At 74.3% G+C, this 24,466-nt stretch carries 17 protein-coding genes and 1 pseudogene; 5 read left to right on the forward strand and 13 right to left on the reverse strand.

The window, feature by feature from the left end; all coding sequences use genetic code 11:
• The first annotated feature begins 414 nt into the window (after positions 1-414).
• On the forward strand, positions 415-864 hold the full coding sequence (locus tag ACZ4V6_RS14225; protein WP_467826509.1) for a PTS sugar transporter subunit IIA: 450 nt from the start codon (positions 415-417) through the stop codon (positions 862-864).
• A gap of 77 nt (positions 865-941) precedes the next feature.
• Positions 942-2,612 carry a phosphoenolpyruvate--protein phosphotransferase gene (gene ptsP, locus ACZ4V6_RS14230; RefSeq protein WP_467826512.1) on the forward strand — a complete coding sequence of 557 codons (1,671 nt, stop codon included), beginning with the start codon at positions 942-944 and terminating at the stop codon, positions 2,610-2,612.
• A gap of 71 nt (positions 2,613-2,683) precedes the next feature.
• Here ptsP and ACZ4V6_RS14235 read toward each other — a convergent pair whose 3' ends face one another.
• Together ACZ4V6_RS14235 and ACZ4V6_RS14240 are read right to left on the reverse strand one after the other, a co-directional pair.
• Entirely contained in the window at positions 2,684-3,574 is an 891-nt protein-coding gene (locus ACZ4V6_RS14235; protein ID WP_467826515.1) for a hypothetical protein, read from the reverse strand.
• Positions 3,575-3,695: 121 nt separating this feature from the next.
• On the reverse strand, positions 3,696-5,663 hold the full coding sequence (locus tag ACZ4V6_RS14240) for an acetoacetate--CoA ligase (protein WP_467826518.1): 1,968 nt from the start codon (positions 5,661-5,663) through the stop codon (positions 3,696-3,698).
• 213 nt (positions 5,664-5,876) lie between these two features.
• On the opposite strand from ACZ4V6_RS14240, the gene ACZ4V6_RS14245 reads away from it, so the two are divergent.
• A complete protein-coding gene (locus ACZ4V6_RS14245) occupies positions 5,877-8,258 on the forward strand; it encodes a glycoside hydrolase family 31 protein (RefSeq protein ID WP_467826520.1) in 2,382 nt (793 codons plus the stop codon).
• On the opposite strand, the gene ACZ4V6_RS14250 is transcribed toward ACZ4V6_RS14245, so the two are convergent.
• Both ACZ4V6_RS14250 and ACZ4V6_RS14255 read right to left on the reverse strand, forming a co-directional pair.
• A complete protein-coding gene (locus ACZ4V6_RS14250; protein ID WP_467826523.1) occupies positions 8,249-8,785 on the reverse strand; it encodes an NUDIX domain-containing protein in 537 nt (178 codons plus the stop codon). The genes ACZ4V6_RS14245 and ACZ4V6_RS14250 overlap by 10 nt on opposite strands.
• 47 nt (positions 8,786-8,832) lie before the next feature.
• Positions 8,833-9,642: a M15 family metallopeptidase gene (locus ACZ4V6_RS14255; protein WP_467826526.1), complete on the reverse strand. Its 810-nt coding sequence runs from the start codon at positions 9,640-9,642 to the stop codon at positions 8,833-8,835.
• A gap of 207 nt (positions 9,643-9,849) precedes the next feature.
• On the opposite strand from ACZ4V6_RS14255, the pseudogene ACZ4V6_RS14260 reads away from it, so the two are divergent.
• Positions 9,850-10,223: pseudogene (locus ACZ4V6_RS14260) on the forward strand (FGGY-family carbohydrate kinase); the annotation flags it as partial.
• 54 nt (positions 10,224-10,277) lie between these two features.
• Here the strand turns inward: ACZ4V6_RS14260 and ACZ4V6_RS14265 are convergent.
• Genes ACZ4V6_RS14265 through ACZ4V6_RS14280 form a run of 4 tightly spaced genes read right to left on the reverse strand, consistent with a single transcriptional unit; the run spans position 10,278 to position 14,804 of the window.
• Complete coding sequence (locus tag ACZ4V6_RS14265; RefSeq protein WP_467826529.1) at positions 10,278-10,883, reverse strand: GTP-binding protein; 606 nt, start codon at positions 10,881-10,883, stop codon at positions 10,278-10,280.
• A 57-nt stretch (positions 10,884-10,940) separates the two neighbouring features.
• On the reverse strand, positions 10,941-11,336 hold the full coding sequence (locus tag ACZ4V6_RS14270; protein ID WP_467826532.1) for a DUF742 domain-containing protein: 396 nt from the start codon (positions 11,334-11,336) through the stop codon (positions 10,941-10,943).
• Positions 11,337-11,346: 10 nt separating this feature from the next.
• The gene (locus ACZ4V6_RS14275; protein WP_467826535.1) at positions 11,347-11,781 is read right to left on the reverse strand and encodes a roadblock/LC7 domain-containing protein; all 435 of its coding nucleotides are present in this window, start codon (positions 11,779-11,781) and stop codon (positions 11,347-11,349) included.
• A complete protein-coding gene (locus ACZ4V6_RS14280) occupies positions 11,778-14,804 on the reverse strand; it encodes a sensor histidine kinase (protein WP_467826538.1) in 3,027 nt (1,008 codons plus the stop codon). The genes ACZ4V6_RS14275 and ACZ4V6_RS14280 overlap by 4 nt, the downstream gene beginning before the upstream one ends.
• A gap of 426 nt (positions 14,805-15,230) precedes the next feature.
• Here ACZ4V6_RS14280 and ACZ4V6_RS14285 point away from each other — a divergent pair, with 426 nt between their 5' ends.
• Complete coding sequence (locus ACZ4V6_RS14285) at positions 15,231-15,776, forward strand: hypothetical protein (protein ID WP_467827361.1); 546 nt, start codon at positions 15,231-15,233, stop codon at positions 15,774-15,776.
• 29 nt (positions 15,777-15,805) lie between these two features.
• Here ACZ4V6_RS14285 and ACZ4V6_RS14290 read toward each other — a convergent pair whose 3' ends face one another.
• The 5 genes from ACZ4V6_RS14290 to ACZ4V6_RS14310 all read right to left on the reverse strand — a co-directional run bounded on the left by ACZ4V6_RS14290 (position 15,806) and on the right by ACZ4V6_RS14310 (position 24,429).
• Positions 15,806-16,075: an oxidoreductase C-terminal domain-containing protein gene (locus ACZ4V6_RS14290; RefSeq protein ID WP_467826540.1), complete on the reverse strand. Its 270-nt coding sequence runs from the start codon at positions 16,073-16,075 to the stop codon at positions 15,806-15,808.
• 302 nt (positions 16,076-16,377) lie between these two features.
• Positions 16,378-21,039: a hypothetical protein gene (locus ACZ4V6_RS14295; RefSeq protein WP_467826543.1), complete on the reverse strand. Its 4,662-nt coding sequence runs from the start codon at positions 21,037-21,039 to the stop codon at positions 16,378-16,380.
• Between the two features lie 76 nt (positions 21,040-21,115).
• The gene (locus tag ACZ4V6_RS14300) at positions 21,116-21,997 is read right to left on the reverse strand and encodes a hypothetical protein (RefSeq protein ID WP_467826546.1); all 882 of its coding nucleotides are present in this window, start codon (positions 21,995-21,997) and stop codon (positions 21,116-21,118) included.
• Between the two features lie 106 nt (positions 21,998-22,103).
• Positions 22,104-23,630: a hypothetical protein gene (locus ACZ4V6_RS14305; RefSeq protein WP_467826549.1), complete on the reverse strand. Its 1,527-nt coding sequence runs from the start codon at positions 23,628-23,630 to the stop codon at positions 22,104-22,106.
• A gap of 91 nt (positions 23,631-23,721) precedes the next feature.
• On the reverse strand, positions 23,722-24,429 hold the full coding sequence (locus ACZ4V6_RS14310) for a GntR family transcriptional regulator (RefSeq protein WP_467826551.1): 708 nt from the start codon (positions 24,427-24,429) through the stop codon (positions 23,722-23,724).
• Positions 24,430-24,466 lie beyond the last annotated feature (37 nt).

Raw genomic sequence — 24,466 nt, forward strand, 5'->3', positions numbered from 1 at the left:
GGCGTTGACTTTTGGCACGCTGTTGAGTTCTCAAGGAACGGACGCTTCCTTCGTACTCACCCTCGCGGGCTTTCCTCCGGGCGCTTCCCTTCGGTGTTTCCAACACTATCAGGCTTTTCCAGTCCCCCTGACCACCGTCCTGCGGACACGCAGAAGATGATCCGAAGATAGGATCTGATGAGTTGGGTGCCTGCCCGATGAGCGCGCCAGCTTGACGCCGCTCCACCTCGGCAGGAGTTACGACTGTACACGGGTCCGCTGAACGGGTGCAAATCACTGAGGACTGTGGTCTAGACCTCTATTCGGAACACTCGTGCGGAACCGGTACTTCCTATGACATACGCTGCTGCACAGTGTGCCGTCCGGGACAAGCAGTGACGGCCCGTACAGATCTCCATCACCGGGAGGCTTCCCATGACCACCGTCTCGTCCCCGCTGGCAGGACGCGCCATCGGACTGGCCGCCGTGCCGGATCCGGTCTTCTCCGGGGCCATGGTCGGCCCGGGCACCGCCATTGACCCCGTCCGGGAGCCTTCCGAGGCGGTCGCTCCCGTGGACGGGGTCATCGTGTCTCTGCACCCGCACGCGTTCGTCGTGGTCGACGACAGCGGTCACGGTGTGTTGACCCACCTCGGCATCGACACCGTGCAGCTGAACGGCGAGGGGTTCGAGCTGCTGGTGAACAAGGGGGACATCGTCGTGCGCGGGCAGGCCGTGGTGCGCTGGGACCCGGCGGCCGTCGAGGCCGCGGGCAAGTCTCCGGTCTGCCCGGTCGTGGCCCTCGAGGCGACGGCCGAGGCGCTCGTCGATCTCCGTGAGGACGGCGAAGTGAAGGCCGGCGAGAGCCTCTTCCTCTGGAAGTGACGACAACGCCGTCGTACGACGGCCGGCAGGACAACCACAGCGGCGGCGGGACCCGCCGCATTATCGGGACGGGTGAGATGGAGACAACGCTGCGAGGCGTCGGTGTCAGCCACGGTGTGGCGATCGGCGAGGTTCGGCACATGGGGACGGCGGTGCTCGAGCCGCCTGCCAAGCAGATCCCGGCGGAGGACGCGGAGCGTGAGCAGGGACGCGCCCGTAAGGCTGTGGAGGCTGTGGCGGCCGACCTGATGGCGCGCGGCAATCTGGCGGGGGGCGAAGCCCAGGCGGTGCTCGAGGCGCAGGCCATGATGGCCCAGGACCCCGAGCTGATGGCGGACGTGGAACGGCGGATCGCCGTCGGCAGCACGGCCGAGCGCGCGGTGTACGACGCCTTCGCCGCTTATCGCGCCCTGCTGGCCGGCGCCGGTGAGTACCTGGCCGGCCGGGTCGCGGACCTCGACGACGTGCGGAACCGTATCGTCGCCCGTCTGCTCGGGGTGCCGATGCCGGGCGTGCCCGACAGCGACGAGCCGTACGTGCTCATCGCGCGTGACCTGGCGCCCGCCGACACGGCGCTGCTCGACCCGACGCTGGTGCTCGGGTTCGTCACCGAGGAGGGCGGGCCGACCAGCCACAGCGCGATCCTGGCGCGGGCGCTGGGCGTGCCGGCCGTGGTGGCGCTGCCGGGCGCCGGTGAGCTTCCCGAGGGCACGGTGATCGCGGTGGACGGCAGCACCGGCGAGATCTTCGTGAACCCCAGCGCGGAGAAGAAGGAGCAGATGGAGGCGGAGGCCGCCGAGCGCAAGGCCGCGCTGGCCGCCTCGACCGGCCCCGGCGCGACGTCCGACGGCCACAAGGTGCCTCTGCTGGCCAATGTCGGTGGTCCCGCCGACGTGCCCGCCGCGGTGGAGGCGGGTGCGGAGGGCGTCGGTCTGTTCCGCACCGAGTTCCTCTTCCTCGACGACAGCGAGAACGCGCCGTCCGAGGAGAAGCAGGTCACCGCCTACCGGCAGGTGCTGGAGGCGTTCCCGGAGGGCCGGGTCGTCGTGCGGGTGCTGGACGCCGGCGCGGACAAGCCGCTGGACTTCCTCACCCCGGCCGACGAGCCGAACCCGGCGCTGGGCGTGCGGGGGCTGCGGACGCTGCTCGACCACCCGGAGGTGCTGCGGACGCAGCTGACGGCACTGGCGAAGGCCGCGGAGGGTCTGCCGGTCCACCTCGAGGTCATGGCGCCGATGGTCGCGGACCGTGCGGACGCCAAGGCGTTCGCGGACGCGTGCCGTGAGGCCGGGCTGCGGGCGAAGTTCGGTGCGATGGTGGAGATCCCGTCGGCCGCGCTGCGGGCGCGCTCGATCCTCCAGGAGGTCGAGTTCCTGTCGCTGGGGACCAACGACCTCGCGCAGTACACCTTCGCCGCCGACCGTCAGGTGGGCGCGGTGTCGCGTCTGCAGGATCCGTGGCAGCCCGCTCTGCTGGACCTGGTCGCGCTGGCGGCCGAGGCGGCGAAGACCGAGGGCAAGAGCTGCGGTGTCTGCGGCGAGGCCGCGTCGGACCCGCTGCTCGCGTGTGTGCTGACGGGTCTGGGCGTCACCTCTCTGTCCATGGGTGCGGCGTCGCTCCCCTATGTGCGGGCCACCCTGGCGAAGTTCACGCTGGCGCAGTGCGAGCGGGCCGCGGCGGCCGCGCGCGCGGCGGACAGTGCCGAGGAGGCGCGCAGCGCGGCTCAGGCGGTGCTGTCCGGCGAGTAGGGGTCCGGCGGGACCGTCGGCGTCACCGTGGTGAGGGGCGCTCCACCTTCGGGTGGGGCGCCCCTCGCGTTTCAGTGGCGGTGTCCCGGCGCGGTGGTGTCGTCTCCGAGGTCGGGCGGTGCGCAGTAGTCGACGTTGGATTCCGGGGAGATGAGGTCGCCGGACTCGACGTCGGTGCAGTAGGCGTCGAAGACCTCGCCGGCGGTGAGGGGGGTGAGGCCGTATCCGCGCAGGCGCCAGCCGTAGATGCGGTCGGGGCTGCCGGGGGCGCTGGTCCGCATGACGAGGCCGCCGGGGGTGTGGGTGGCGAGGCCGAGGGCCAGGACCGCGGTGAATTCCAGAGCGTCGGCCTGGTCCAGTTGTGGGGTGCCGTCGGTGTCGTCGTCGGCGTGGAGGACGGAGGTGAGGGCTTCCGGTGTGGTGGAGACGCTGCAGACCAGGTGGCGGTGGCCCGCGGGGGCTGTTTCCACGATGCGCGACAGGAGGCGCGAGGCGCGGGTGAACGCGGCGCGGCCGAGGTCCTCGCCGCAGGTGGCGCAGGTGCCCAGGCGTGCCAGCAGGGTGGACGCGTACTCCCAGGTGGCCTGGCGGACGGCTTCGTCGACGAGGGCGGGGACCAGGTCGGCGAGGGGTCGTCCGTCGTAGGGGACGGTGGGTCCGTTGGCGGCGAGTTCGGCGGTGAACCGGGCGCGGGTGGCGGGGAGGTCGGGGTCGAGGCCGGCCGTCGAGCAGAACTCGGCGTAGTCCTCGGGGTCGAAGAGGGCGATCGTGGTGTGGGTGCCCTGGGAGGCTCGTGTCCTGAGCAGGGCTTCCACCTGCCTCAGGTAGGCGGCGTGGTCGTCGAAGGTGAAGCTGCGGTAGCGCCGCATGGCGCGGAAGTCGTGCTCGTCGGTGAGCAGTCCGATGGTGCCGGCGATCTCGCGGCGCAGGACGCGTCGCATCGTCTGGTCGGTGTGCGCCATGTTTTCCCCCTGTGCGCAGTCGATCAATGCTCACTCACCGTAACCGGGGGCACTGACAACGGGGCGGGCGTGGGTACGGGCCGGCCGCCGGCGCGCAGGCGGCCGGCCCGTGAGTGCCTGGTCAGGCGCGTTTGCGGGCCAGGTCCTCGTAGAAGTGGAGGAGGTCGAGGTTGTCGATGGAGCCGGGGTTGACGGCCTTTTCCAGCGGGGTGCCCTGGAGGAGGCGCTTGACGGGGACCTCGATGCGTTTGCCGGTGAGGGTGTGCGGGACGCCCGGCACCTCGATGATCTCGTCGGGGACGTGGCGCGGGGAGAGCTGTTCGCGGATGGTCTGCTTGATCCGCGTCCGCAGGGTGTCGTCGAGGGCGGTGCCGGGGACCAGGTGCACGAAGAGGGGCATCCAGTAGCCGCCGTCGGGCTGTTCGACGCCGATGACGAGGGACTCCCTGATCTCGGGGAGCCGTTCGACGGCCTCGTAGATGTCGGCCGAGCCCATGCGGACGCCCTGCCGGTTGAGGGTGGAGTCGGAGCGGCCGTGGATGACGACGGAGCCTCGGGAGGTGAGGGTGATCCAGTCTCCGTGCCGCCAGACGCCGGGGTAGGTGTCGAAGTAGCTGTCGTAGTAGCGGCTGCCGTCGGGGTCGTTCCAGAAGCGGACCGGCATCGAGGGCATGGGGTTGGTGACGACGAGCTCGCCGACCTCGTCGGTGAGGGGTTCGCCGGCCGGGTCCCAGGACCGGAGGTCGGTGCCCAGGCAGGGGGCCTGGAGCTCGCCGATGTGCACGGGGAGGGTGGGGACGGCGCCCGCGAAGCAGGAGCACACGTCGGTGCCGCCGCTGACGGAGGCGATCCACAGGTCCTCGCGCACCTCGTCGTGCAGCCAGCGGAAGCCGTCGGGCGGCAGCGGGGAGCCCGTGGTGGCGACGCACTGGATCCTGGAGAGGTCCAGGTCGCGGCCCGGGTGGACGTCGGCCTTGCGGCAGGCCATGACGTAGGCGGCGGAGGTGCCGAAGAGGGTGGCGCCGGTGCGTTCGGCGATGCGCCACTGGGCGTCCGTGGCGGGGAAGCCGGGGCTGCCGTCGTAGAGGACGATCGTGGTGCCGGTGAGCAGGCCGGAGACGAGGAAGTTCCACATCATCCAGCCGGTCGACGTGTACCAGAAGAAGCGGTCCTCGGGGCCGAGGTCGCAGTGCAGGCCGAGCTGCTTGAGGTGCTCGACCAGGATGCCGCCCTGGGACTGGACGATGGCCTTGGGCAGGCCGGTGGTGCCGGAGGAGTAGAGCACCCAGAGGGGGTGGTCGAAGGGGACCTGTTCGAAGACGGGGTCCGTGTGCGCGGCCGTGAGGGCGTCCCATTCGAGTGCGCCCTCGGGGGCCTCGGTGCCGAGGAGCGGGATGTGGACGACGGCGCGCAGGGTGGGCAGGTCGCGGCGGAGTTCGGCGACGGTGTCGCGGCGGTCGTGCTCCTTGCCGCCGTAGCGGTAGCCGTCGACGGTGAACAGGACGACGGGTTCCACCTGCTGGAAGCGGTCCAGGACGCTGCGGGCGCCGAAGTCGGGGGCGCAGGAGGTCCAGACGGCGCCGACGGCTGCGGTGGCGAGGAGGGCGGTGACGGCCTGGGGGATGTTCGGCAGGTAGCCGCTGACGCGGTCGCCGGGGCGGACACCGAGGGCGCGCAGCCCGGCGGCGAGGGAGCCGACCTGGCGGCGCAGTTCCGACCAGGTGACGGGGTGTGTCCCGTGGGTCTCGTCGACGTACAGCAGGGCCGGTTCGTCCGCGCGGGTGGAGGCGGCGCGCAGGGCGTGCTCGGCGTAGTTGAGGGTGGCGCCGGGGAACCACTGGGCGCCGGGCATCGAGCGGTCGCCCAGCACGCGCGCGTAGGGGGTCGAGAAGCGTACGTCGAACCATTCCGTGACGGCTTTCCAGAAGGTGTCCAGCTCGTCGACGGACCAGCGGTGCAGGGCGGCGTAACCGCCCTCGGCGGGGGCGCCGTGGTGTTCTGACGCCCAGGTCTGGAACCTGGTGATCCGGGCCTGGGCGATGCGCTGCGGCTCTGGCTGCCAGAGCGGCTGGGGGTTCATGGTCGACATGGGGCGGCTCCCGGACTGTGCGCGTCGTGTGCGTCCTCCGCGCACGTGCTGGGGTGTGCGCGTGACGCGGCTGACACGGACGATGCCATGTGATCGACTTCCGCACCAGGGTGCGCCCCACATAGCTGGGGTCGTGAAGATGTGGTCCTGTCACGGGTGAACGGCAGTTGAACGCGACCCGCGCGCAGGCAGGCCGGTGGCAGGGTGAGCGGCATGGACGGTCGTGACCTGGTGCGTTCGATGAAGGCGTTCGGTTCCTCGGGGTCGGCGCAGGGGTTGCGTACCGTACGGGCGGCGTGGCGCAGGCGGCGTGCGGACGCCGCGGGGCTGCCGCCGCGCGGGGCGGAGCGGGCGCGGGTGCCGGGGGCCGTGCGGGAGGTGGAGCCCGGGCCCGGGGGCGGTGTGATCCGGTTCGGCCGTTCGGAGCTGCGGATCCTCGTCGCCGTGAACGGGGCGGTGTTCTGGGGCTGGGACGGGGCGGCGCCGGAGCCGTCGTACGCGTTGGCGGGCCGCTGTCCGGAGCCGGATCCGCGGGCGGTGCTGGAGCCGGACAAGGACGGCGGCCGGCGGGTGGTGGCCGAGCGGGTGACGGTGGCCGTGTCGCGGCACGGCGCGGTGGAGGTGCGTACCCCGGGGGGTGTGGTCCTGCGGCGTGAGCTGCCTCCCCGGTGGTGGGAGCCGGCGGACGGTGGGGCGGCGCGCTGGACGCAGCGGTCGGAGGTGGCGGCGGACGCCCGGTTCTTCGGGCTGGGCGGGTGGGCCTCGGGGCCCCGGCTGCGGGACGGCGCGTACCGGCTGTGGAACACGGGTCCCGGACCGGTCGGCTCCGTTCCGGGTGACGCGCCGCCGTCCGTCACGATGCCGGTGCAGCTGGTGGTGGCCGACGCGGGGACGCACCTGGTGTTCCACGACAACGCGTGGGACGGCTCGGTGACCTTGCGGGAGGGCGAGGAGGGTGCCGGGTCGGGACACGACCGGCCCGGCAGGAGTGTGCTGCGGATGGACGGGGGTCCGCTGCGCTGCTGGGTCGTGGTGGGCACCCCCGCGCGCGTGCTGCTCACCTGGGCTTCGCTGACCGGCGCTCCGGCGCTGCCGCCCGCGTGGGTGCTCGGTCACCATCACGCGCGGGGCGACGTCGGCGACGAGCAGGAGCTGCGGCGGGTCGTCGCCGGCTACCGGGAGCGCGGCCTGCCGGTCGACGCCGTGCACCTGGACGTCGGCCGCCTCGGTGCCCGCCGGGGGTTCACCGTCGACGAGGAGCGGTTCCCGAAGCTGCCGGACCTCGCCGAGGAGCTGCGGCGGGACGGGACCCGGCTGGTGACGGTCGTCGAGCCCGGGGTCCCGGCCGTGTCCGGGCACGCCGCGTACGACAGCGGGACGGATGCGGACGTGTTCGTGCGGGGCGCCGCCGGGCCGGTCGTGCGGGGTGTGGGGCGGTCCGGGGAGGTGGTCTTCCCGGACTTCACGGACGGGCGCGTGCGGGCGTGGTGGGGCGGGCTCTGCGCGGAGCGGCTGGAACGGGGGTTAGCCGGGTTCCGGCACGAGGGGGACGAACCGGTGTCGTTCGCCGCGTTCGGGGAGCCGACGCTGCCCCGTTCGGCGCGGCACCGGCTGGAGGGACGCGGTGGTGACCACCGGGAGGCGCACAACGTGTACGCGCTGTGCATGGCCGGGGCCGGGTACGAGGGCCTGCGGAAGCTGGTGCCCGAGGAGCGGCCGTTCGTGCTGTCGCGCTCGGGGTGGGCCGGGATGCAGCGGTACGGCGGTGCGTGGACCGGGGAGGTGGCTTCGGGCTGGCCGGGGCTGCGGGCGTCGCTGGCTCTGGTGTTGGGGCTCGGGCTGTGCGGGGTGCCGTACTCGGGGGCGGGCATGGGCGGGTCCGGCGGGGATCCGTCGCCGGAGCTGTATCTGCGGTGGTTCCGGCTGGCCGCGTATCTGCCGCTGTTCCGTGCGTACGGGGGTGCGCGGGAAGGGGCCCGGGAGCCGTGGGAATTCGGTGCGGAGGTGCTGGGGCACGCGCGCGCCGCGCTGGTGGAACGGCGGCGGCTGCTGCCGTACTTCGTGACGCTGGCGCATCTGGCCCGGCGTACGGGCGCGCCCTGTGTGCGGCCGCTGTGGTGGTCGGCTCCGGAGGACCGGGCGCTGCGGGACTGCGAGGACGCCTTCCTGCTGGGCGACTGCCTGCTGGTGGCGCCGGTGCTGGACCCCGGTGCGGACGGGCGGGCGGTGCGGCTGCCGCCGGGGCGCTGGTACGACACGGTGACGGAGCGGGCGTACGAGGGGCCGGCGCGGGTGCTCGTCGATGCTCCGCCGGGCCGGATTCCGGTGTTCGCGCGCGCGGGGGCGGTGGTGCCCGTGCGCGGGGAGGACGGCGGGGTGGAGCTGGAGGTGTGGGCGCCCGCCCGGGGCCGGGCCGGGGGCGGGCTGGTGGTGCCGGACGCGGGCGACGGCCGGGAGGAACCGGGGACCGAGCGGTACGCCGTCCGCTGGGAGGGCCGGCGGGTGGTCGTGGAGCGGGAGGGCGGGGACGGCGCGAGCGCGCCGTCCCGGCCGGTGCGCGTCCGTGGGCGGGCGGAGGGCCCGGCTCAGATGTAGCGGCCTTCGAAGAAGGCCCGCACGGCTCGGGTGTGGAGGGGGAAGGCCAGCTCCTCGGCCCGGCGCAGGAGGTGCCATCCCTCGGTCTCGTCGGTGGCGGCGGACGGCGGGAGGTCCCCGGCGGGCCGCTCCGGGAGGAGTCCGAAGAGCAGCAGGTGGCCGTCGGGCGAGCTCATGGCGTCGGCGAGGCGTACGTCGCGGCTCGCCGCCTCGATGCCCGTCTCCTCCTCGAGTTCGCGGACGACGGCCTGCCGCCAGTCCTCCCGGTCGTCGATGAAGCCGCCGGGCAGGGCGACGCCCCCGCGCGCGGGGGCCACGGTTCGGGTGATGACGACCAGGGCGGTGCCCTTGGTGTCGTACACGGGCTGGAGGGCGACCGCTACCGGCAGCGGGTTGCGGTAGGCCGTGGTGCCGCACGCCGGGCAGGTGCGGGGCCAGCCGGAGACGCCCTCTCCGTAGGGCGTTCCGCAACGCGAACAGTGGGAGTGCGGTGCGGAGTTGGGAACGGAGGTTTCGGTTTCGGACACGCGGCGGACTGTATCCGATCACGGAAGGGACGGCTCCGGCGGGCGGCTCAGCGGCGGCCGGTCAGCGACTTCGCGGAGACCGGGAAGTCGAAGTAGGTGTCCGGGTGGGGCTCGGGCTTGTAGGTGAAGTGCCACCACTCCTCGGGGAGGTTGACGAGGCCGGCGTCCTCCAGGGTGTTCTTCAGCAGCAGCCGGTTGGCCCGCTGGGCGCCCTGGACGCGGGGGTCGAGGGTGTGCGAGAGGGTGTCGAAGCAGTCGAAGCCGGTGCCCATGTCGACGGAGTTGTCGGGGAAGCGCTCCTCCTGGGGCGCGAAGCAGGGCACGAGCGGCTGCCCGGGGCGGTACGGGCGGGTGGGCTTCGCCGGGAGCTTCACGATCGTGAGATCCATGGTCGAGCCGCGGCTGTGGCCGGACTTCTCCGCGATGTAACCGTCGTCGAACAGGCGGGTCTTGTCGACGTTCGGGTAGAACTCGGCCTTCATCTCCTGGTCGTCGAGGTCCTCGGCCCAGCGGACGAAGTGGTCGACGGCGCGTTGCGGCCGGTAGCAGTCGTACACCTTGAGGGAGTAGCCCTGGCTCAGCAGCCGGGTCTGGGCCCGGTGGAGGGCCTGGGCCGCGGGGCGGGTCAGGATGCACAAGGGCTGGTGGTAGCCGTCGACGCGCTCGCCGACGAAGTTGTGCGCGGTGGCGTAGCGCATCTCCTGGATGATCGTGGGGTCGACGCTCCTCAGGGCCACGAAGTCCTCGGGTGCCCGGGGGCCGGGGCCGGCCTGGGCGGTGGCGGGGACGGTGGTCACGGCGAGCAGGGCGGCGACGGTGGTGACCAGTCCGCGTACGGCGGTGGAGATTCGTGTCATGTCCCCTGCGTCTATCAGGTGCGGGCTCCGCGGGGGAAGTACACGGCCGGGGAACAGGCGGCCGGGTGCCGAACCGTTGCCGTCGGCCGCCTTGACGCTCCCCGGGGGCCGGTCGGCACGTCCGGTGTCGGTCGGCATCGTCGCACTTCTCGGCGCATTCCGGTGCGCGCCGGGCGGGCTCCGCGTCCCGAGGCCCACTCCCCCCCACGGGCGGTGCCGGAGGCGACGAGCCGACGGACGCGCGCGGTCGTGGACGCCGTGTACCAGGACTCCGGGATGCCCGGCACGACGTCGAAGGCCGACGGCGGCATGACACGCGGCCACCTGCTGACGCAGCACCGGGCGGACGTGCCGGGCGTGCCCGTGGTCCGGCCGCGGGTCTGCCGGGACGACGTGCCCGGGTGCGGCGTACGCGGCCGGAGCGGCCACCGGCGTGCGGAAACGGCCTGGCCGGACTGAAGGCGCACTGGCGGCGGGGCGCCGCGTGGACGCCCGCCGTGGAGATGTCCGTGCGGGGGCGCGAGTACCGCAACTGGCGCAGGGCGGTGGAGAAGAGCTTCGGCTGGACGGAGGAGGACGACGACGGCCGAGGGCGCGTGGGCGGCGCGCGCGTGGAGGCCGGTTCGGGCGCGGGTTCAGGTGGCGACGGGCCGGCGGCGGTCCGCCGCCTGGGCCATCGCGTGCCGGACGACGCCGATGAGGACCTCTTTGACCGACTCCTTGTCACGGGCGTCGCACATCACCAGCGGCACGTCGGTGTCGAGGTCGAGGGCCCGGCGGACGGTCCCGGCCGGGTAGCGGGCCGAGCCCTCGAAGCAGTTGACGCCGACGAGGAAGGGGATGGAGCGCCGCTCGAAGTAGTCGACGGCGGCGAAACAGTCCTCCAGGCGGCGGGTGTCGGCGAGGACCACGGCCCCGAGGGCGCCCTCGGAGAGCTCGTCCCACATGAACCAGAACCGCTCCTGCCCGGGGGTGCCGAACAGGTACAGCACCAGGTCCTCGCGCAGGGTGATCCGGCCGAAGTCCATCGCCACGGTGGTGGTGTGCTTGCCCTCCACGCCGCTGACGTCGTCGACGGGGCGCCCGGCCTCGGTGAGCAGTTCCTCGGTGCGCAGCGGTCTGATCTCGCTGACCGCGCCGACGAGGGTGGTCTTGCCCACGCCGAAACCACCGGCCACGAGGATCTTGAGCGTGACGGGCTCGACCGGCGGCTTGCCGCGCTGAGAACGCCCGAAGATCATCGATCTCTTCTCCTTACCGTGCCCGTGGGCGCGCCGCGGCGTGCCCACGGGACCGTTTCACAGTGCTCGCAGGCCGCTGATCACGTCGCGCAGAATGTTCTCGTCCGGTAGTTCGGCCGGGGGCACCGGCCGGTTCACGTGCACGAGTTCGGCGTCGACGAGGTCTCCGACCAGAACGCGTACGACGCCGACGGGCAGGTCGAGCTCGGCGGCGAGCTCGGCGACCGACTGCGGGGTGTCCCGGCACAGTCCGACGATGTCCACGTGCTCCGGGGCGAGGGTGACGTCCGCCTCCGGGTCGTCCGCGTGGGGCTCCGAGACCACCACCGCGATGAGGTCGAGGCGGTGCTGGGCCGCGCTGCTGGTGCGGCCGCGCGTCATGGCGTACGGACGGACGACGGGGCCGGCCTCGTCGTCGAACCAGTGGTGTGTTCCCTGACCGTCTGCGCTCATGTCATCCCACTTACCCGCCCGAGGGCAGATCGGTGCGCGGGGCGGTGCCCAGGTGCACGCCGACCCGCTTGACGAGGAGGGTCATCTCGTAGGCGACCTGGCCGACGTCGGAGTCCGCGTCCGACAGGACGGCGAGGCAGCTGCCGTCGCCGGCGGCCGTGACGAACAGGAAGGCGTCGTCGAGTTCGACGACCGTCTGCCGGACGCTGCCCGCCTCGAAGTGGCGGCCCACGCCCTTGGCGAGGCTGTGGAAGCCGGAGGCCACGGCCGCCAGGTGTTCGCTGTCCTCCCTGGACAGATCCTTGGAAGCGCCGGTCGCCAGGCCGTCGCCGGACAGGACGACGGCCTTGCGGATGCTCGCGACGCGCTCCACCAGGTCGTCGAGGAGCCAGTTGAGCTCCCCGGACGTGGTCGCGGTGTGGCCGGTCGCCTTCGGTGCGGTCATCGACCGTCCCCCTTAGTCTTTCGTTGCGGTGCTTGTGGTGCCTGTGACGCTCGTGGCGTCCGTGGTCGTGGTGTCTGTGATCGTCCGCCGTCGGAAGGGCCGGCGTCCGCGGCGTTCTCCTCGCGGCCGCGCTGCCATCCGCGCTGGAGCGAGGCCATGCGGCTGCGCACCTCCTCGGCGGCCCGGCCGGCCGGGCCGGACCGGTCCTCGGCGGGTCGTTCGGCGCTGTGTCTGAGCTGGGGGGCCAGGCTGGCCTGCCGCACGCGCCGGGGCAGCGGGCTGCCGTCGGTGCCCGGACCGGAGTCGTCCGGGGCGCCCGGCGCGGGCTCGGCGGGGCGGGCTCGGCCCGGGAGGGCGGGGGGCTCTGACGCCTCGCCGGGGTGGCGGTCCTGAGCCGGTCCGCCGTCGGCCGGGGGGCCGCCGTGCGGGCGGGGCGCGCCGCGGCGGCGGGACGGGAGGGACGGCAGCGCGTCGGGCTCCGGGCGGTCGGGTCCGCCGCCGGCCTCACGGTCGGGTCCGCCGCCGGCCTCGAGGCCGGGTCCGCGGTCGGTGGCCGGACGCGGGGCGGGGGCCTCCCGACGGCGGCGGGTGGACAGCTCGGGGGGCCCACCGGGTTCCGCCTGCCGGTCCGCCCGGCTCCCCGCGGCGTCCCCGGGGGTGTCGTCCGCCCGGTCGCGGGAGCCCCGCTCGGGGACGGGACGTCCGTGCGAGCTGACCAGCTTGGGGGGACGGCGGCGGGGCAGCGGGACCAGGGTGTCCGGGTCGTCCTCGGCATCAGGGTGTCGTGAGCCGCCGGACCGCTCCGGCCCGCCCGGCCGTTCCGCGCCCGCGGGGAACCGGTTCGGGCCCGCCGGGCGTTCCGTGCCGTCCTGCGCCGCGGCGAGGGAGCGACGGGGACGGAAGAGCCCGCCACGCTCGCTGTCCCGGTCGTCGAGTCCGCCGGGAAGGTCGTCGAGGACGTCCAGGTCGACGGGCGCCTCGAGTTCGACCGGCCCGTCCAGCGGTGGGGCCGGCCGGCCCGGGAGCCGGACGGGAACGTGAGCGAGGGCGGAACGGCGGCTCTCCTCCCGCCCCTTCTCCTCGGCCCGCTGCGGCCGGTCGAGGCGGAATCCGACGCCGTTGGTGTCGGGCGCGTCGTCGGTGAGCAGCGCGTCGGGGACGAAGACGACGGCGGTGGTGCCGCCGTACGGGGAGGGCTGGAGGGAGACCCGGACGTTCTGCCGCTGGGCGAGCCGGCTGACGACGAACAGGCCGAGCCGGTCGGTGTCGGACAGTTCGAACTCGGGTGTCTCGGCGAGCCGGAGGTTGGCGTCGAGGAGGGCTTCGGCCGTCATGCCGAGGCCGCGGTCGTGGATCTCCAGGGTGAAGCCGTTGGCGACCCGTTCGCCCAGGACCTGCACGGCGGTGTGCGGCGGCGAGAACACCGTGGCGTTCTCCAGGAGTTCGGCCACGAGGTGGGTGAGGTCGGCGACGGCCGGCCCGGTGACGGCGATGCGGGGCAGCCGGCGGACCTCGATGCGCTCGTAGTCCTCGACCTCGGCGACGGCGGCCCGCACCACGTCCATGAGCTGGACGGGCTTGCGCCACTGCCGGGAGGGGGCGGCGCCGGAGAGGATGACCAGGCCCTCCGCGTGCCGGCGCATGCGGGTGGTCAGGTGGTCGAGGCGGAACAGGTCGGCGAGTTCCTCGGTGTCCTCGGTCCGGCGTTCCATGGTGTCGAGCAGGGTGAGCTGCTTGTGCAGCAGCACCTGGCTGCGGCGGGCGAGGTTGACGAACACCTCGGAGACTCCGGCGCGCAGCTCGGCCTGCTTGACGGCGGCCTCCACGGCGGCGCGCTGGAGGGTGTTGAGGGCCTGGCCGACCTCGCCGATCTCGTTCTTGTCGTACTCCAGGCGCGGCACCTCGGTCTCGACGTCGACCTGCTCGCCCGCCGAGAGGCGGCGCATCACGCTGGGCAGGCGGACGCCGGACGCCTCGTGGGCCTCCAGGCGCAGCTGCCTGAGATCGCGGATGAGGGCGCGGCCGACGCGGACGGACAGGAAGAGGGAGAACAGCACGGCGATCAGGCCGAGCGCGCCGGCGACGACCGCCTTGGTGATGACGTTCATCGCGACCGGCCGGACGCGGTCCTGGTAGCGGTCGGCGGCGTCGTCGTCGAGGTCGCCGAGCTCGTCGAGGACGCTCCCGGCCGCGGTGTCCCAGCTCTTGGCGGTGACGCCGCGGGGCGTGCCGTCCCCGGCGGAGACGGCCGCCTCCTCGGCGACGCGCAGGGGGGCGGAGGAGGCGTTCTTCCAGAAGCGCTCGTAGCGGCCGCGTTCCGCGGCGGGCAGCAGCGGGAGGTTGCTCTCGTACAGCACGGTGCGCTGCGCCACGAGGTCGGAGACGTCCCGCGTCTCGCTCCGGGTGAGCCTGCCGGTGACCAGGGCGGAGCCGAGCAGGGCGTCCTCGCGGGAGAGCAGTTCACGGGCGCGGGAGACGTTGACGAGGGCGCGGTACTGCTTGTCCAGGCCCACGTCGTCGACGACGTGGAGGTTGGCGAGCAGGGCGTGGCAGGGATCGACCAGGCGGTTGTAGAGGTCGAGCGCCTGGGCGCGGTCGACGGTGCCGTCCTCGACGCTGCGGCGCAGGGAGTCGAGGCCGTCGAAGGCGTCCAGGACGGCGGTCAGGCGGTCCTCCTCGGCCGCGCCGAGCGCGTCGCGTACGTCGCTCTTCCCGGCGTTGCGGCGGATCTCGGCGACGGCCTCGTCGGTGGCGGCGCGGCTGCGGTGCAGGGCGGTCAGGCCGTCGGAGGCGCGTGGGTCGGCGAGGTGGACCAGGGTCTGGCGGCGTTCCTGCTGGAGGACGCGGACGGTGTCCTCGACGGGGTAGCCGACCTGTTCGACGAGGGTCGACACGTTGAACAGCCGGCCCGCCTCACGACCGGTGAGGACCGTGGCGAAGGCCCAGATCGCGGTCAGGGACACCAGAGGCACGAGAAGCAGCGCCACGATCTTCCGGCGGATCGACTTCCCGCGAAAGCGCATGGCCTCCCCCAGCTGGACCCCCACCGGCAGGGGGTACACATGTGCGTCAACAAACGGCGCGAGCCTACTACTGACGCGCAGGGATCTCGAAGACCCGCCCGGAAGGCGAACTCCCTTGCCGACGGCCGGAGATGGTCAGTTGTCCGGTCATTGCGGGAGATTGCCCCCGGGTCCGGCGGACGTCGTGGGACCTGTCTTGCGTCGCGGCGGGCGGATCGGCCGAAATTTTTCGATCGCGAGGGATTTTCGGGAATCCTGACGGTCCGTGGCTCGTCCTTCTTCACAGACGTGGCGGAGGCGGAACCGGCCACAGGAGCCGCATCCCGCCTCCCGGCGGCGTAAAGCGGCGCAAGCCGGGCAGCCAGAGGGGAACCGGGTCTTCGGACACGGGTGAGCGGTCCGCAGGCGGTGGGGAGTGACATGGTGATGGGCACGGCGGAGCGGCGCGGGGCGCCTGGGGAGGCCGGGGCGGCCCGGCCGGCGGCGGGGAGGGGTCCCGGGGCACCGGGTCACGGCATTCCGGCGCCTGGGCGCGCCGCCGAGGTCTCGGAGCGGGAAACGCGGCGGGAACCGCGGCCGGTCCAGCGGGAGTTGTGGACGGACGAGCCCGCGCGGCGACGCCGGCTGCCGGATCCGGTGCGTACGGCCGCCGTGCGCGCGGTGCTCGTCGTCGCCGTGACGCTGATCCTGGCGATGGTGGCCTTCCTGTGCACGATGGCCGGATCCTGGCTGGCGTTCCCGATGGTGATCGGCAGCGTGGCGGGCACGGTGGTGGCCACGTGGGGCGTGCTCGACGTGTGGGTGACGCGCCAGGTCTGGAACCAGCGCCACGGGGTGGTGTCGGTGCCGAGCAGCACCGCGCGGGCCGTGCGGCGCGAACGGCGCCGGACGCGCCGGCAGGAGCGGACCGCCGGGCGTGCCCAGGAGCGGATACGCGGGCGGGGCCGCGCGGGGCAGCTGTCGCATCCTTGAGCCTCCGGCGGGTCGGCCCGCCGGAGTGTTCAGCGCGCGGCGGGCTGTGCCGGGACCGCCGCCCGGGCGAGTTCGCGCCGGGCCCGCACGAAGGGGCGCGGCCGGTCCACGGGGAGCACCGCGGTCGTGCGGCCGTCCCGTTCGTACGGGGCGGGGAAACCCTCCTCGGCGGGCGCCCCGTCGGTGACCGAAACCTCGGTGATCCGGACGGTGTCGCCCTCCTGACGCCGGCCGGCGAACCGGAGGCGTGCGCCGTACTGGCCGGACCGGAAGCACGGCACCGGTCTCGAGCCCGCCACGGTGCGCCCGGCGAGCAGGTTCCGCACGGCGGCCCGGGGCCGTTCGGTGGCGGAGGTCCGGTGTTCCGCGCGCGTACCGCCGACGCGGGCCGCGTCGGCGACGGCCTCCTGGACCGGATGACCGCCGGCAACCTCCGCAGGAGGCCCGGCGCGGGCCCCCGGCCCCGCTCGACGCGCGGCTGCGGGCCGGGGGGCCCGCGGGTGGCGGACGGCTCGGTCATGCCGGACCTGACGCCCGTCAGCCCGTGCATCACGCCGATGGTGACCGGCGGGAAGTGCGCGGATCCGATCGGGACGGGCCGCTAGGCGGGTGACCGGTCGGAGGCGGGCCGCCTGTACATGCGGGTGGCCGTGATCTCGCTGTGCACCGCTTCCCCCTCGCCGGCCGGGGCCTGCTGGGGCAGCCCCGGACGCAGGTGCTCCTCCACGCTGATGTACTTCAGGCCGGCCCGCAGGTCGGCGTCGTTGCGCAGGCGGATGACCAGCGGGAACTCGGCCAGCGCGGTCGTGTCGAACAGGCCGGTGGTGTACAGGAGCTGCACGCCGAGCGCGTCGGACACGGCCCGCTGGAGTTCCAGCAGGTAGGTGGCGTTGGCACGGCCGATGGGGTTGTCGAGGAACAGGGTGCCGGCGTGCCGGTGCCGGTCGCGGCCCCGGTCGTTGCTGCGGAGCGCGGCCATCGTGCAGTACAGGGCGATGGCCGCGGTGAGCAGCTGGCCGCCGGAGAAGACGTCGCCCATCTGTCCGACGGGGACGCGCTCGGCGCGCAGGACGGCGTCGGGCTTGAGGATCTCGACGGCGACGCCCTTGGGCTGGAGGGCGGCGGCGACGCCGCGCAGCAGCAGGGACATGCCGTCGCGGCGCAGGTCGGAGTTCTTCTTCACGGCCGCCCTGGTGGCCTCGTCGACGACCTCGCCGAGCCGCTCGGTGAGGGTGGCCTGGTCGGGCTCCTCGAAGCGGATGCGCAGGAACTCCTGCCCGGACCACTCGCCGAGGCCCTCCGGCAGCCGGGAGAGCCGCTGGGCGGAGCGGAGCGTGGCGAGCGCGGACTCGACCAGGCCGCGCAGCCGGTCCACGATCGAGTCGCGGTTGCGCTCCAGCTGGGCCAGCTCGTCGGTGAGGACCCGCAGCCGGGGCGCGAAGGCCTCCGCCCACTTGCCCGCGTGCTCGGGCAGCGTGGAGGCGGGCAGCTCGCGGATCTGCTGCCGTGCCGGGGTGCGGACCTGTTCGTAGCGCGTGGAGTTGGCGTGCCGGACGAGGACGTCGCTCGCCTCGCGGACGGCCGCCTCGGCGGCGGACAGGTCGGCGGCGCAGCCGCGCAGCGACCGGCGGGCCTCGGCGGCGGTCCGCCGGGCCTCGTCCAGGCTCCCCGGGTACGGCTCGGGGTCCTCCGTCTCGTCGTCGGACGCGGGGTCGCGCAGCAGGTCGCGGAGCATCGCGGCGATCTCGTCGAAGCCGCCGGCCGCGTCCTCGGCGGCGCGGTGCGCGTCGAGCAGTTCGGCATGGGCGTCGCGTGCCCGGGCCAGCGCCTCGGTGCGGGAGGCGAGTTCGGTGGTGGCCGCGCGCAGCAGGGTCTGGGCGTGCTCGGCGTCGGCCGGGACCAGGTCCTCGGGGAGTTCGGTGTGGGCGTCGCCGTCCTCGGGCGCGTGCCGTTCGGCCTCGCCGCGCAGCCGGCCGAGCTGCTCGCTCGCGGCCGACATGCGGGTCTCCAGGAGCTGTACCAGCTCCTCCGCGCGGGCGGCGGCGGCCTGCCGGGAGGGCCCGTCGGAGCCGTCGGGCGACTCCAGGAGCTGGGCGGCGCGGGTGCGGACCTTGTTGCTGAGCCGGTCCAGTTCCGCGCGGGCGGCGCTCTCGTCGCTCTCCGCGCGGGCCTGCTCGGCGCGCAGGTCGGCGCCGACGCCGACCTTCTCGTACACCTGGGAAGCGGCGCGGTAGGCCTCGCGGAGGTCCGGCAGGGACGCCTTCGGCGCGTCCGCGCCGTTCCCGGGTGCGTCCTCGGGTACGTCGTCGGGGGCGCCCGCGATCTCGGAGCGTTCGGCGCGCAGCGCGCGGGCGGTGCGACGGGCGTCGTCGGCGGCGCGCTGGGCGGCGCGGCGGTCCTCGTCGGCGGCGCGGGCCCGCTCCAGGCAGGACTGTGCACGGGCCTCGGCCTCGGCGGCCTCGTCGGCGAGTTCCCTCAGCCTGGCCTGCCAGCCGGCGCGTTCGCGCAGCCGGAAGGCGAGTCCGGCGAGGGCGTCGGCGGCGCGGCGGGCCTTCTGCGCGGCCTCCTGCCGCTCGTCGCGCACCCGCATGGCCTCGGCGGCGCTCTCGTCGGCCTCGGCCCGCACGGTGCGCGCCTCGGTCAGCTCGGCCTCGGCCTCCTCGGCGAAGGCGCGTGCCTCCTCGGCGGTCCGGGCCAGTTCGGCGAGGCGTCCGGCGGGGCAGCCGGTGCGCCAGGAGGCGAGCCGGGCCGCCAGTTCCCGGTCCTTGCCGAGCCGGGCGGCGAGCGCGCGGATCTCCTCGTCGCGCTCCGCCGCCCGCGCGCGCAGGGCCTGCCGCTCCTCGTCGGCGGCGTGCTCGTCGTGCATGGCCGGGTTCGGCGGTACGAGGAAGACGTCCTCGGCGCCGGAACCGGGGGCCGGGGTGGGCGCGAGCAGGGCGGCTGCGGTGCCGACGGCGACCGCGGAGCGCGGCAGCAGGGCCGCGTCGCCGAGGACGTCCCGGGCGCGGGTGTGCGAGCCGGGATCGGTGATGATCACGCCGTCGACCAGCTCGGGCCGGGCGGCCAGCACGCGCGCGTGGTCGGCGGGGTCGACGGCCTGTGCCAGGTAGCGCCAGCCGGGCAGGGCGGGGATGCCGTGCTCGCCGAGGAACTCGACGGTGGCCAGCACGTCCGGGCCGGGCGGCAGCAGTCCGCCGTCGCCGAGGGCGCCGAGGATGCGGGAGTCGTCGGCGGCGGCGGTGCGCAGGTCGAACAACTGGCGTTCGGCGGAGGAGACGGTGTCGTCGAGCAGCTCGCGCAGCTCTTCGGCGAAGCGGTCGAGTTCCTCGGGGGCGAGGGCGGCGTCGGAGGCACCGGGCGTGTCGGCGGTGGCGCGGTCGGTGTCCTGCCTGGGCTGGGGGATGCCGGGGCGGGGCCGGGGGGCCAGGCCGAGCAGTTCCGCGAGTCGTTCCTCGGCCGCGAGCGCCTCGGCGGTGCGCCGTTCGGCCTCGTGGGCGCGCTCGGCGGCGGTGGCCGCGTCGGCGGCGCGGGCGGCGGTCAGCTCGGCCCGGCTCTCGGCGGCGGCGGCCTCGCGGGCGTGTTCGGTGGCCCGGCGGGCCGCCTCGCGGGCGGTGTCCCAGGCGGCGACCGTGGTCTTCTCCGCGTCGCTGGCCGCGAGGGCGGCGCGGGCCGGGTCGGCGTCGGGGGCGCTGTCGTCGAGCCAGCCGGCGCGGACCGCCTCGGCGGTCTCCTGCTCGACCTCGCTCAGGCGCTGGCGCAGGTGCCCGATCTCGCTGCGGGCCCGCTGGGCCTCGGTGGCGGCGGTGGTGGAGTCCCGGTGGGCGGTGTCGCTGACCTCCTGGAGGGCGGCGGACCGCTCCTCCTCCTCGTTGGCGTGCTGCTCGGCCTTCCCGGCCGCCGCGTGCAGGGCGCGGACCAGGTCGACGGCGGCCCTGGCGCGGGCGGCCAGCGCGGGCGCGGCGTCCCGCTCGGCCTCCTGGATGGCGGCCGACACGCGGGCGACGCGGTCGGCGGCGGCACGGTGGCGCAGGACGGCCTCGGCGGCCTGCCAGGCGGCGTGCAGGGTGCGGGCGTCGGCGAGCTCGCGCTTCTGCGCGGCGGCCGACTTCTCGGCGGCGGCCAGGGCCAGCGAGGCGTGCCGGTAGGCGAGTTCGGCGGCGATGAGCGCGCTGCGGTCGCGGGCCGACTCGGCGTGCGTGACGGCGTAGGCGGCCGCGGTGACCCGCTGGGCGAGGTCGGCCGTGCGGGCACGCTCCTGGGCGCCGCGCGCCGAGAGCCTGCGCGCCAGGGTCCTGGTGCGGCGTTCGGCGGCGGTGTGGACGTCCCGCGCGCGGGTGCGGGCCTCGGCGGCCTCGACGATACGCCCGAGGAGGTCGACGGAACCGGCGGTGAAGTCGCGTTCGGCGATCAGCTCGGCGCGCCGGCCCAGCTTGTTGCCGAAGCCGCCGACCAGGTCGGCGAGTCCGTCGGTGTCGCGGGTGTCGGTGACGGCGCGCAGCAGCAGGTCGGTGAAGTCGGAGTCCTTCTTGACCGCGAACAGGCCGGCCGCCTCGCCCTCGTCGGCGTTCATCTCGCGCTGGTAGCGGAAGAGTTCGGGGTCGAGGCCGAGGTCGCCGAGGTGCTCGATCCAGCGGTCGTGGATCTCCTCCCAGTGCACCTCCAGGTGCGGGTAGGCCTTGCCCGCCTCGGTGAGCGCGTCCCGGAAGCCCTTCATCGTGCGCCGCCGGCCCTGGGCGCCGGAGACGCCCTCGGCGGTCGGGCGGACGGAGGTGGCCTCGGCGACGGGGAGGTTGTCCAGGGTGAGCCCGGGGCCGGGCCGGAAGGAGTACCAGGCCTCGGCGAACTTGCGCGGGTCGTTGGAGACCTGCCGTCCCCGCCACTCGCTGACCTTGCCGACGACGACGCACTCGCCGGTCTGCACGTGCTGCCACTCAAGCGCCACGTGTCCGCAGTCGTCGGCGAGCAGGAACTTGCGCAGCACGCCGGAGCTGGCTCCGCCCAGGGTGTTGCGGTGGCCCGGCAGCATCACGGAGAAGATCAGCTTGAGCAGGACGGACTTTCCGCCGCCGTTCTCCAGGAACAGCACTCCCGCCGGCGCGGGCCGGCGCGGCGGGCCGACGGGCTCCTCCTCGAAGAACTCCGCCTGCGCGGGCGCGGGATCGGGCACGGGCTCGCCGACACCGCGCAGGTCGAGCACGGTGTCGGCATAGCGGGCGCCGGCGGGTCCGATGGAGTAGAGGCGGACCCGGGACAGCTCGTACATGGCGGACTCTCGTAAGTCTTCGTGAAGTCGGGGACGTTCGGTGGCGTTCGGGGACGTTCGGGCGTGTGCCGCGGGGTCAGGAGGAGTGGAACGGCAGTCCGGCGTCGGCCACCAGCTCCAGGTCCTCCGTGTCCTCGGCGGGCAGCAGGGTGGGCGTGCCGTCGGTGACCGGGACGACGCCCAGCTCCAGCAGCTCGGCCATCGCGGCGCTGCCCGCCATGTCCCGCACCTGGAGCTGGTAGCGGGCGGTCGTGCGGTAGGTGCCGCCGTTCTCGTCGCCGGTGCGCTGGAGGAAGCCGGACTCGGTGAGGAACGCGGCGGCCTTGCCGACGATGCCGGTGGTGGAGCCGGGGAGTCTGCGCGCGTCCTTGGTGGCGCCGGTGGCGCTGCGCCGGGCCCAGATCCGCCAGGACGCCTCCAGCCTCGGGGCGTCGGTGGCCGGGTCGGTGTTCTCGCCCCGCTGCTCGGCCCGCTCCTCCAGCCGCCGGCAGGCCTGGCGGACGAAGGCGTCCACGCCGTTGACGGTGACGCGGCCGATGTAGCCGTCGTCGGCGAGGTCCTCCGGGCGCGGGTAGGCCATGGCGGCGAGGGCGAGGTGGGCGAGGCCGTGCAGGAAGCGGTCGCCGGAGTCGGTGGCGGCGCGGCGCGCGTAGTCGCCCATGCGGACGGCGAACACCGAGTCCTCGGCTGCGGACACGGCCATGCCCGCGCGCGGGGACACCTCCAGGACGACGAGGCCGAGGCCGGCCGCCACGGCGTCGGCGAGCCGCGCGAAGGGCGGGTCCTCGCGGTAGCGGCGCAACAGGTCGGCGTACTCCTGGTCGCGGGCGGGGAGCAGCTTGGGCTGGAGGCCGAAGGCCACGAGCCGCGCCGCGTCGGCGGCGTCGGCGGGCGTGACGGCCGCGGCGGCCGGTGCGGCTCCCGCCTCCGGTTCGCTCCGGTCGACGTGCTCGGTCACGGTCGGTGCTCCTCGCTGTGCTGGTGGGTGGTGCTGTGCTGGTGGGGCTCGCTGCGCTGGTGGGCGGTGCCGTGCCGGCGCCTCCCGCCGGGCCGGACGGCGCCGTTCACGCGGCCTCCGCCCGGTCCGCGGCCATCCCCGCCGCGTCCAGCAGCGCGGTGCCGACGATGAGGTCGGCGCCGCCGAACTCGGGATCGTCCAGCTCGGTGCCGTCGTCCACGGCGAACAGCAGCTTGGGCTCGCCCTGCCGGTAGGCGGTGCCGACCGGCGGACTGGCCGCGTGCACGGCCAGCAGGGCGACGAGGTACGGCAGCTCGGGGTCCTGCGCGCGGGCGTCGGCCAGCAGTCCGGAGAGCCGGCGCGGGGCGTCGTGCGGCAGGTCGAGCAGCTCCATGGCGGAGGCCAGCTGCTCCTCGCTGAAGCGGCTGTCGTCCGGGGTGGCGATCAGGTCGGGCTCCGGCATCTCGGCGCCCAGGTGCTCCCGCTCGGCCGGCGGGGTCAGCAGGATGTCGACGAGGTCGCCGACCCGCACGGAGACGGGGGTGCGCAGACCGGTGCCGTGCGCGAAGAAGGCGTCGGTCGCGCGGAGCGCCTGCTCCAGGGGCAGCGGCAGGACGGGGGCGACGAGGTGTCCGTACAGGTCGAGGCCCGAGGTGGCCAGGGGGGTGGCGAAGGCCTGCCGGTCCTGTTCGGCGCGGAAGAGCGGGCCGGCCTCCAGCAGCCGGGACTGGAGCTGGGTGTGGCGGCGGATGCAGTCCTTGACGATGTCGACGAGCTCGGCGGCACGGCGCCTGTGCTCCGGTTCCTCGGACTCGTCGCGGGCCTTGCGGATGTTGGTGAGGATCGCGTTCTCGTGCCGGTACCGGTCGGCCACGTGGTCCAGGGCCTCGGCGATCATGTCGGGGACGGCGCTCAGCCAGTCGACCGCGCGGACGTTGCGCCGGGTGGCGTCGAGGGCCTTGCGCAGGGTCTCCGAGTACTGCACGGTCCGGTAGCGGGCCTGTTCGGCGGCGAGCTGGGCGTCGGCGAGCCGGCCGCGGCTGATCAGCACCTCCAGCTTGACCTCGGCGGCGATCTGGGCGCTGGTGACATCGGTGTCCAGGGCTCCGACCAGGACGTTGACCGCCTCGTCGGTGGTGCGCAGGTAGACGGTGCCGCCGGGGCCGGGGACCTCCTCGAGCAGCTTGAAGTCGTAGTCGCGCCGCACATAGGTGCCGTCCGGCTCGAAGGTGCCGTACACCGCGCGGAAGCCGCGGTCGACGCTGCCGACGTTGATCAGGTTCTCCAGGACCCAGCGGGCCACCCGCTCGTGCTCGGCGGCGGGCCGCGCCGGGGCCTGGGCGGCGACGCGCGGGACGAGCCGGGCGACTATCTGGTCGTGGTCGGCGCCCGTGTCGAAGTCCATGTTCAGGGTGACCAGGTCGATGGCGGCGAGGGCGACCTCCGCCATGCCGTACACCGAGTACTCGCCGGCGAGGTTGGCCTTGCGGGCGTCGAGGTCGTGCAGCGGCGCCGTGCAGGCGAGCGCGCGCAGCCGCCGCGCCAGCCCCTCGTCGGCGGCCGGGCCCGGGGCGGGGCGCGGCCCCGCGCTGAGCTGGGGCGGAACGCTGTCCGTCGGTGCAGGCGAAGTCACGTTGCACAGACTAGGTCCTCGGTCTGACAACGTTCCAAACGGCGGGGGGCCACCGCCGCCCGCACCGGCCCCGTCCCGCTCCCGCTGCCTCTCAGGCGGGCACGGCGCCGTCGACGCCGACCCGTCGCAGGTACACGTCCACGACCCGCTCCAGCGAGTCCTCGAGGTAGACGGCGAGCAGCCGCGCGGCCCCTTCCCGGTCTCCCGCCCGGAGCGCCGCGAGTATCTCCGCGTTCCGCGCGATGTACGGCTCGTGCAGGCGCCGCGGGTCGTCCACGACGTGGAAGGCGAGGCGCAGCTCGGCGAAGACGCTGCGCATCAGCTCGTCCGTGCGCTCGCTGCCGGCGAGGGCGACCAGTTCCTGATGGAAGTGGATGTTGGCCGTACCCACGCCTTTCCAGTCGTCCTCGCCGGCCGCCCGCCGCCCGGCCTCGACGGCCGAGGCGACCCCGTCGAGGCCGTACGGCGGCTCCCCGAGGCTCCGGACGACGGCGCACTCGACGAGGGCGCGGGTGCGGTGGATGTCCTCGACGTCCTCGACGGTCAGGACGCGGACGAAGACGCCCCGGTTCAGCTCGTGGACCAGCAGGCGTTCGTGGGTGAGCAGCCGGAACGCCTCGCGCAGCGTGTTGCGGGAGACGCCGAGGGCGCCGCCGATGCTGTCCTCGGACAAACGGGTGCCGGGCGGGAAGTAGCCGTCCGCGATCCGGCTCCTGAGGATGTCGGCGACCCGCTCCGCGGTGCTGGTCCGCCCGAGGAGGGCACGGTCGCCGGCCAGTCCTGTCAGCTGCTCTGCCATGTCCGGAATTGAATCGCAGACACCGGAACGAAACAAC

Source organism: Streptomyces sp. NPDC029152 (assembly GCF_055564355.1).